General features: G+C 36.9%; 6 protein-coding genes. All 6 read left to right on the forward strand.

The window, feature by feature from the left end; all coding sequences use genetic code 11:
* Positions 1-206: 206 nt before the first annotated feature.
* The 6 genes from GOQ17_RS15745 to GOQ17_RS15770 all read left to right on the forward strand — a co-directional run bounded on the left by GOQ17_RS15745 (position 207) and on the right by GOQ17_RS15770 (position 9,359).
* The gene (locus tag GOQ17_RS15745) at positions 207-1,010 is read left to right on the forward strand and encodes a PorV/PorQ family protein (RefSeq protein ID WP_159638969.1); all 804 of its coding nucleotides are present in this window, start codon (positions 207-209) and stop codon (positions 1,008-1,010) included.
* 10 nt (positions 1,011-1,020) lie between these two features.
* The gene (locus tag GOQ17_RS15750) at positions 1,021-2,337 is read left to right on the forward strand and encodes a ComEA family DNA-binding protein (protein ID WP_159638971.1); all 1,317 of its coding nucleotides are present in this window, start codon (positions 1,021-1,023) and stop codon (positions 2,335-2,337) included.
* A 51-nt stretch (positions 2,338-2,388) separates the two neighbouring features.
* Positions 2,389-3,048: a hypothetical protein gene (locus GOQ17_RS15755; protein WP_159638973.1), complete on the forward strand. Its 660-nt coding sequence runs from the start codon at positions 2,389-2,391 to the stop codon at positions 3,046-3,048.
* 74 nt (positions 3,049-3,122) lie between these two features.
* The gene (locus GOQ17_RS15760; protein WP_262885595.1) at positions 3,123-5,126 is read left to right on the forward strand and encodes a ComEC/Rec2 family competence protein; all 2,004 of its coding nucleotides are present in this window, start codon (positions 3,123-3,125) and stop codon (positions 5,124-5,126) included.
* Between the two features lie 2 nt (positions 5,127-5,128).
* Entirely contained in the window at positions 5,129-7,027 is a 1,899-nt protein-coding gene (locus GOQ17_RS15765; RefSeq protein WP_159638977.1) for a RecQ family ATP-dependent DNA helicase, read from the forward strand.
* Positions 7,028-7,130: 103 nt separating this feature from the next.
* Complete coding sequence (locus GOQ17_RS15770; RefSeq protein WP_159638979.1) at positions 7,131-9,359, forward strand: sodium-translocating pyrophosphatase; 2,229 nt, start codon at positions 7,131-7,133, stop codon at positions 9,357-9,359.
* Positions 9,360-9,681: the final 322 nt, after the last annotated feature.

Here is a 9,681-nt window from a genome sequence, read left to right on the forward strand (position 1 = left end):
CCCATCTTTACTGGCAGAATACAAGCGAGTTCGTGTTACAACTTAGGGAAGCGCCGTATACCGAACGGTACGTGCGGTGCTGTGGAAGGTCGGAACGGGAATTAATCCCGTTCCTCCTATCCGATTTAAGCGGATTTCCTTTGTGTTAATTTAATTTCATTTATTGTTTTAGTTTGATTATATTTAGTATAGCCAATTACTAAACTATGAGGAGTATTTTCACCTATTTAGTTTTAATATGCTGTATTAATATAAATGCACAAACGTTTAATGCCGCACCTTTTCAAGGTATGGGAAATACTGGATTGGCCAGCGAATCAATTTACAGCATAACCAATAATGCTGCTGGATTGGGGAATTTAGAACGAACAACAGTTGCTATAGCTTATCAACCACATTTCATGTCGAAGGAATTACGCACACAAGCCGCATATGTTGCTATTCCAGTACAGAAGGTGGGAGCTCTAGGTTTTGGAATTCGAAATTATGGAATTGCGCATGTATCTTCATTTTTGACAAGTAATTTGGCTTATGCGAGAAGTTTCGGTGGAGTGTTTTCTTCTTCAATATCTGCCAATTATCATCGGTATTATGTAGAAAATTATATTTCTGACAATGCGTTTTCATTGAATTTGGGTGGGTTAATAAGATTCAGCGAAAGTGTAAATGTAGGTTTTGTCTTTCGTAATGCTACATTTTCAAAATTTAAAGATGATACAGAGCAATATTTGCCTGCAGAATTGGGGGTAGGTTTTCTGTATAAGATTTCTAAAGATTTATCTCTTGAAGGGGATTGTTATTATGAATTAGAACAAGGCGTAAATATACGTGGTGGATTGGCATACTCAGTTGCTGAAATCATTATTCTACGAGCTGGTGCATCTTCAAATCCTATGCAATATTTTGGCGGAATGGGTTTAGTGTGGAACAAATTTCAGTTTGATGTTTCATCTTCATTTCACACTAGATTAGGGTCATCACCTCAAATTGCTTTGGCTTATGCATTCTAAATTGATGTATATGATTTTATTTCTCTTCGTAAATTCAAGTCTATTTGCGCAAGAGTTAGAGTCAAATTTTGAAGAATTGCTACTAGAGCAAATCAGTGAAGAATTGGGAGAAAATGTAGATGTATCTGAAGTTATGGAACGGTTACAATATATTCTTAAACATCCGTTTGATTTAAATAAAGTTACTGTAGATGAACTTTCTACACTGGTATTTCTTTCTCCGCAACAAGTTTCCAACATTATAGCGCATCGGGAGCAAACGGGGGATTTTATCAATATTTTGGAATTACAAGGAATTGTTGGATTGGATATGCAAACCATTAATTGGTTGCGACAATTTGTACGTGTAGGAACCCAATCATCGCTTAAAGATTTGTCATGGAAGACGGTGCGTAATGAAGATGAACAAATGTTGATGCTGCGTTATAGCAGAAATCTCCAAAATCAACAAGGGTACAGCATTACTGATGAACATCGTTCAAGGTATTTAGGTGATGCTAATGCTTATTCTTTACGCTATCGTTGGAATTATCAGCAGAAAATAAAAATAGGTATTAATGCCGAGAAAGACGCTGGTGAGCCGTTTTTTGCGTTGAAACAGAAGAGTGGTTTTGATTTTTATTCCGGATATTTTGAGGTAAATGATATTAATAAAAGTATACGAAAGCTGGTCGTTGGAGATTTTGCCATACAAACAGGTCAAGGATTAGTTTTGTGGAATGGGCTAAATTTTGGTAAAGGAGCATGGATTGGAGCTACCGCAAAGCAGGGTATCGGTTTGCGTTCTTATTCTTCTATGAATGAACAGAATTTTCAGCGAGGTTTAGCTGTAAAACTGCAATTTAATAGATTGGAATGGACACCTTTCGTAGCTAACAATAAATTGAGTGGAAATATGGAGCAGACTGATTCTATTAACTGGATTAAAACTATAAATAATTCGGGGCTTCACCGCACGCCTACAGAACAATCTTACCGCGATGCTATTGGACAATTTGTAGTGGGTTCAGACTTTACGTATAGCTATAAACGGCTGAAAGTTGGATTGACATCATTATTTACAAAATTCAATGGAGAAATTGTCAAAGCCGATGCCGTTCGTAATCGTTTTGATTTTGAAGGAAATCAATTGCTCCAATTTGGAGTCCATTATAAATACAATTATCGAAATTTCTATTTCTTTGGTGAGACTGCGCATAGTGTAAATTCTGGCTTTGCTACGGTGAATAGTATTATAGCAAGTCTTCATCAAAAAGTTTCTGCCTTTGTGAATTATCGAAATTTGCAACGCAATTACCATAGTTTTTTTGCTCAAACTTTGTCATAAGGTTCTAATGTTGCTAACGAAAAAGGACTTTATACAGGTGTAGTTTATCATGTGACGCGCAAATTTGAATGGGTGAATTATGTGGATATGTTTAAATTTCCATGGCTACGATTTCGAGTAGATGGGCCGAGCCAAGGTATTGATTTTCTATCTCAAGCCACGTATTCCTGGTATAAAAAAGGAAAGTTCTTGTTGCGTTATCGTTATAGAGTGAAGCAAGAAAATCTTTTGTTACCTCAGGCAAATGAAAACATATTAGCGGATGTGGTGCGCAATCAATTTCGATTGGAATATCAATATAAATTGAGTGATACGTGGAACATTAAATCTCGGGCTGAACTTTCTCTTTTTGATAAAAAGCAGGATTCAAAAAGTGAAGGATATATGGTTTTTCAAGACATTTTTTGGAAAGGTTTTAGGAACACGCTTAATCTGAATATGCGTGCTGCATACTTTAATACGAAAGATTATGATTCACGGATATATGCATACGAAAGTGATGTACTATATGCATCCAGTTTTCCTATGTATTACGACCAAGGAATTCGAACGTATTTGAATACGCGCTATAGACTTTTTAAATCGACGGATATTTGGCTACGTTATGCACTGACACATTATTTTAATCGAGAAAATGTGGGTTCAGGGTTAGATATGATTGAAGGGAATAAGAAATCAGATGTTAGAATACAAGTGAGATGGCAATGGTGAAAGACGATATATTGGACTTAACTTGGGGCAAAGTTCCGATGTTGAAAGCATTGTTTCTTTAGGTTTTTGGGATTTTGCATGCCGTATGTTCACAGTCATATATATCCCCGACAATTTCTACAATTTTTATTTGTCTGTGCATGTTCATATACATTGGACTTTCCATTACAAAACGATTACCGCAGAAACATTTATTCACCATTTGTTTTAGTTTACTTGTTATTTCTTACGGTTATTATTCCTATTCCAAGACGCAGAATCAGCATATTCCAAATTATTATCAACAGCATGATGCTACCCAATCTGTAGGTATTATTGATGATGAACCTGTTTATAAGGAAAAGACGATTCGTTTCCCGGTGAAATTAACTAATGCAATTGATTCTAACAGAACAAAGATGGTTAGCGGAAAAGTAATGTTAACAATTCTCCGAGATTCTTTAAAGGTGGTAGAATATAGGTATGGCGATAAAATCGTACTTGTTAACAAACTAATGGATGTTAATCCACCTTATAATCCAAAGGAATTCGATTACAAATCGTATTTGGCAAACAAAGGTATTGCCCAACAAGCCTTATTGAAACAAGATGAAATTCTTGTTTTGGAACGCAATCATGGCAATGCATTGATTGCATATTCTTTGGATTTACGAACGAATCTTATTGCTAAATTTCGAAAATACATTCATGACGATGAAGCTTTTAATGTGGCGGTTGCTCTGATATTTGGGTATCGCTCCCAAATAGACCAACAAACTATATCAGCTTTTACAAATACCGGGACGATTCATGTTTTAAGTGTGTCTGGACTACACGTGAGTTTGGTATTTGTCTTGTTAAATTTTGTTTTGTTCTGGATGGACAGATTTCGTTATGGCAAACTAATTAAATCTGTTATAATTTTATTGTTTATATGGGCTTACGTGATTCTGACAGGGATGAGTCCTCCGATATTAAGAGCAGGAATCATGATTTCTTTCTTTGTCAGTTCAGTAATCATAAATCGCAAACAAGTACCGGTAAATACCTTAGGAGCATCGGCTCTTTTCATACTTTTATTTGCGCCAAATTACCTATTTGATGTCGGTTTTCAATTGTCTTATTTGGCAATTTTAGGTATAATTTTACTTTATCCGATTTTGAAAAACTATTATTTGACTCCGAATAAATGGGTTAATTATGTGTTAGAATATGTATATGTTTCTATCTCTACGCAATTGTTCACGCTACCTTTGACACTCTATTATTTTAGGCAATTTCCGAATTACTTTTTATTGGCTAATCTCTTTATTGCACTCCCAAGTACATTGATAATGTATTTAGGCGTTGGCTTAGTTTTAGTTCCGTTTGAATGGACAAATTTACTCTTTGGCTTTCTGGTCGGATGGACGCTAAATTTTATGATGCAGGGCTTAGAATGGATAGGCCATTTGCCATCCGCAGTCATTAGCGGAGTGGATTGGCATTGGAGTCAGGTCGTGATTTTATTAATAGGAATTGCAGCCCTCATTATTGCCTTAAATTCAAAGTTAGCGAAAGCGTTTATATTTCTGTTGGTTAGCATACTAGTTTTGACAGTTTTCAACGGCTTCACATTTTTGCAGAAATCGAATTACTCTGCCTTAGTTTTTTACAATATTCGTTCAGAAATTGCTGTAGCACAAGTAACGAACAACAATGTTTTGCTGTTTTCTACGTTGGATTCAATTAATCACCAAACTTTACAATACAGCGTACTTCCTGATTTAAGACAATTTAGTACAGAAGGTGCTATTCAATTTCAACATATATCTAATGAGGAAAGGCAAAATAAGATACTAGAAATGGGACCACATAAAATTTTATTTTTAGAAATGAAAATGGATAATTTGCCATCGGAAGTAAACTTTGTGCTGTGGCGGAAAAACAACTATACTGATATTCAAAAGTTAAAGGATAACTATCCAAACGCGACTATTTTGTTGGATGGCAGTAATAGTGATAAAACTATTGAGCGATTAAAATCGGCTTTTGAAAGTAATTCAGAGAGACTTTATATTCTAAAAAATAATTTTGCTTATGTTTGGAAAGAGGAGTAAACATGAGCGATTCGATTCATTCCATACTGAAACAATATTGGGGCTATGATGCGTTCAGACCCTTGCAAGAGGATATTATACAGTCCGTATTGCAAGGTAAAGATACGTTGGCGTTGATGCCAACGGGTGGCGGAAAATCCGTTTGTTTTCAAGTGCCAGCTATGGCTCAAGAAGGAATTTGTATTGTTATCTCGCCTTTGATAGCCTTAATGAAAGACCAAATCGAGAACCTGCGCAGTCGAGGTATTGAGGCAATTGCAATTTATTCTGGGATGAATTACCGTGAGGTTGACATTGCGTTGGATAATTGCATTTTTGGTAAGATAAAATTCCTTTATATTGCTCCTGAGCGTTTCTATTCGGATTTGGTAAGTGAGCGTATCAAATACATGAAAGTCAATTTATTTGCAATTGATGAAGCGCATTGTATTTCCCAATGGGGGTATGATTTTCGTCCTTCGTATTTGCAATTATCGGATTTGAGAGAAGCCCATGCCAATGTTCCAATCTTAGCCCTTACAGCTAGTGCCACGCCTCGTGTAGTGGAAGATATTCAGGAGCGACTGAATTTCAGGCAAAAAAATGTGTTTTCTAAAAGTTTTGCCCGTCCAAATCTCGGTTATATGGCATTGTATGAGGAAAACAAGATGAACAGAATGCTACGTATTGTCAAGAAAATAGGTGGTTCTGGTGTAATCTATGTACGTAATCGTAGAGAAACACAGGAGGTTGCTCGTTTTTTGCTTAATCATGGAGTTCCGTCTGATTATTATCATGCTGGTTTGACGATGAAGGAGCGCGAATCGAAGCAAAATTCTTGGACATCGAATAAAACACGCGTTATTGTGGCAACTAATGCTTTCGGAATGGGTATCGATAAGCCAGATGTACGTTTTGTGATTCATATCGATATTCCTGATTCTTTAGAAGCGTATTATCAAGAGGCTGGTCGTGCAGGTCGTGATGGTAAGAAAGCTTTCCCAGTTTTGCTGTATCAACAAGAAGATAGAGATAGACTGTGGAAGAATTTTCAAGAAAGTTTTCCTTCCGTACAATTTATCCAACAGGTTTATCATCATCTAGGCAATCATTACCAAATTGCATATGGTGCAGGCAAGGGCATTACAGTAGATTTTGATTTAGTGGAATTCGCTAAAAAATATAAATTAGACGTGCTTCCAACCATGAGCGCACTTAAATTTTTAGAACGTGATGGCTGGTTAAGTTTGTCGGATGCTGTTTTTATTCCTTCTCGATTTAAGTTCGAAATAGATTTTCAAGAGCTATATAAGTTTCAGGTAGAAGTTGCTAAATATGATCCTTTGATAAAGGCGATCTTGCGTACATATGGTGGAGTTTTTGACTTTTATGTTCCTATCAATGAGTTTGAGTTTGCTAAAAAATTAGCAGTACCTTATGATATGATTGTACAAATGCTAGAAGGTCTAGAAAAGCAACAAGTAGGTTCCTATCTAAAAAGTACCGATAAGCCGCAGTTAACTTTTTTGCAATCACGTGTTGACTATAAAAATCTATATATCGATTCTGAATTTATTCGTGAGCGTAAAGAGATAAAAGAAGAGCAAATCAAAGCAATTTATCATTTCTTGGACACCAAAGAATGTCGTAGCAACGCAATTTTACAATATTTTGGCGAGATGAATGCTGATTATTGTGGAGAATGTGATTTATGTCTAAAAAGAAAACATACAGAAGGGATAGAAGCGAAAATTGAGCAAGAAATTCGGGTTTTGTTATTGGAAAAATCATTGTCACTACATGAAATTATTGATAATATTACGGTTGGTGATGATGATAAAAAAATAGCAATTCTTCGTGAATTGGTTGATGAGGATAAACTCGCGAAGGAGGGAGATAATTACATATGGAAAGCCAATTGATTTATTGAGATTCAATTGCAACTTATTAAAAATTAATAGATTAAAGTTTTTTGTTTTCCTAAAAAAGTGATAGCTTTAGTATAACCAAAATAAACTTTTTTTTATGGAAAACTTAATGATTTACTTACCAGCAGCACTCGCTGTCTTGGGGTTACTATTCATGGTTTCAAAAGCTAGTTGGGTCAATAAGCAAGACTCAGGAGATAGCAAAATGCAATTCATTTCCAAAAGTATCAAGGAAGGTGCAATGGCATTTCTACAAGCCGAATACCGTATTCTTTTAATTTTTGTGGTTATTGCAGCGATTGCATTATTTTTTGTTTCGACGTTGGTGGAGACGACACATTGGATTATTGTTGTAGCCTTTGTGTTTGGCGCATTTTTTTCTGCTTTGGCAGGAAATATTGGTATGCGCATAGCAACAAGTGCGAATGTACGTACAACACAAGCAGCACGTACAAGTTTGCCTCAAGCCTTGAAAGTTTCTTTTTCGGGCGGAACTGTGATGGGATTAGGTGTTGCAGGGTTAGCCGTGTTGGGATTGAGTGTGTTTTTCTTGTTATTCTTAAAAATGTTTGTAACTGGCAATGGAAGTTTTTATAATGAAATGACTATTGCATTGGAAGCTCTTGCAGGCTTCTCTTTGGGCGCAGAGTCTATCGCGCTATTTGCCCGTGTTGGTGGTGGTATTTATACAAAAGCTGCTGATGTGGGAGCGGATTTGGTTGGAAAAGTAGAAGCCGGAATCCCCGAAGATGACCCACGCAATCCAGCGACGATTGCGGATAATGTAGGTGATAATGTAGGGGATGTTGCAGGAATGGGAGCCGATTTGTTTGGCTCGTACGTAGCTACAGTATTAGCTTCTATGGTATTAGGGAATTATATTATCAAAGATATGGCTGAAGCCAATGGAGGTGTTTTTACAGACGCTTTCAATGGTATGGGGCCAATACTTTTACCGATAGTCATTGCAGGTGTAGGCATTTTGGCTTCCATCATCGGAACTTTCTTCGTAAAAGTTTCTTCTAATGATGCTAAAGAAAATCAAGTGCAAGGTGCACTAAATCTTGGAAATTGGATTTCAATTATTCTAACTATAATCGCTTGTTTCTTTTTGATAGGATATATGCTTCCTGAAGTGATTCAGATGAAATTCTTTGGAGAAGGCACTAAAGAAATACCGCGTTTGAATGTGTTTTATGCGACAATTGTTGGTTTAGCTGTGGGTGGATTGATTTCAGCTTTCACAGAGTATTACACAGGATTAGGAAAGAAACCTGTACTAGATATTGTCCGTAATTCATCGACGGGTGCGGCGACTAATATTATTGCTGGTTTGGCTAATGGTATGATTTCGACATTTTCATCCGTACTGTTGTTTGCTGCCGCAATCTGGGGCTCTTACCATTTAGCTGGATTTTATGGGGTAGCCATAGCCGCTTCAGCGATGATGGCAACGACAGCTATGCAGTTGGCTATTGATGCTTTCGGCCCAATAGCAGATAATGCAGGTGGTATTGCCGAAATGAGTGAATTGCCTAAAGAAGTACGTCAGCGCACAGATGTGTTGGATTCCGTAGGAAATACAACTGCAGCGGTAGGCAAGGGTTTTGCAATTGCTTCGGCAGCATTGACTGCATTGGCATTGTTCGCAGCTTATGTGACTTTTACAGGAATCGACGGCATTAATATTTTCAAGGCTGATGTGCTTGCGGCTTTATTTATCGGTGGTATGATTCCTGTAGTATTTTCCGCTTTGGCGATGAAATCCGTAGGAAAAGCAGCCATGGATATGGTAAACGAAGTGCGTCGTCAATTCCGCGAAATACCAGGCATTTTGGAAGGAACGGGAAAACCTGAATATGGAAAGTGTGTCGATATTTCGACGAAGGCGGCATTGCGTGAAATGATGTTACCGGGTGCGATGACGATAATTACACCTATCATTGTTGGTTTTGTGATGGGGGCAGAGGCATTGGGAGCATATATGGCTGGTGTTGCGGTATCAGGGGTAATGTGGGCGATATTCCAAAATAATGCGGGTGGATCATGGGATAATGCGAAAAAATCTTTTGAAGCAGGTGTAGAAATCAATGGCGAAATGACCTTCAAAGGTTCGGATGCACACAAAGCTGCTGTAACAGGTGATACCGTAGGAGACCCTTTCAAAGATACTTCTGGTCCTTCGATGAATATCTTAATTAAATTGACTTGTTTGGTAGGTTTAGTAATTGCTCCAATTTTAGGTGGTCATACACTAAGCAATGCTAAAAAGCATAAAGTGACAGAAACAAAAGATAAGATTGTTCGAGTAGAACAGAAAAGATAAGAATATGAAAAGTCCCTTTGAATCAAAAAAGGAACTTTTTTAATGGCTTTTAAAATATCGTTTGTTAGCCTCCTGAACCCGCTTTATCCTCGATGATAGGACAAGTCTCGTAAGTTTACATTTCTCCTATCGTCGTAATGACGAGACCAATAAATATTAAAAGCTTATCATAGATAAGCTTTTAATATTTATTGGTCTCTTGACTTTGGCTAGTTTCTCATATATATGAAAGAAGAAACAGCATTATTCATGATTTTACCTTGTTTCGCTAATTTATTTTCAATGTTCACGAAGTCGGTTAAATTGATTTTTGAGCTTATAG

Source organism: Sphingobacterium composti, from assembly GCF_009829075.1.
In the GTDB taxonomy this organism is placed as follows: domain Bacteria; phylum Bacteroidota; class Bacteroidia; order Sphingobacteriales; family Sphingobacteriaceae; genus Sphingobacterium; species Sphingobacterium composti.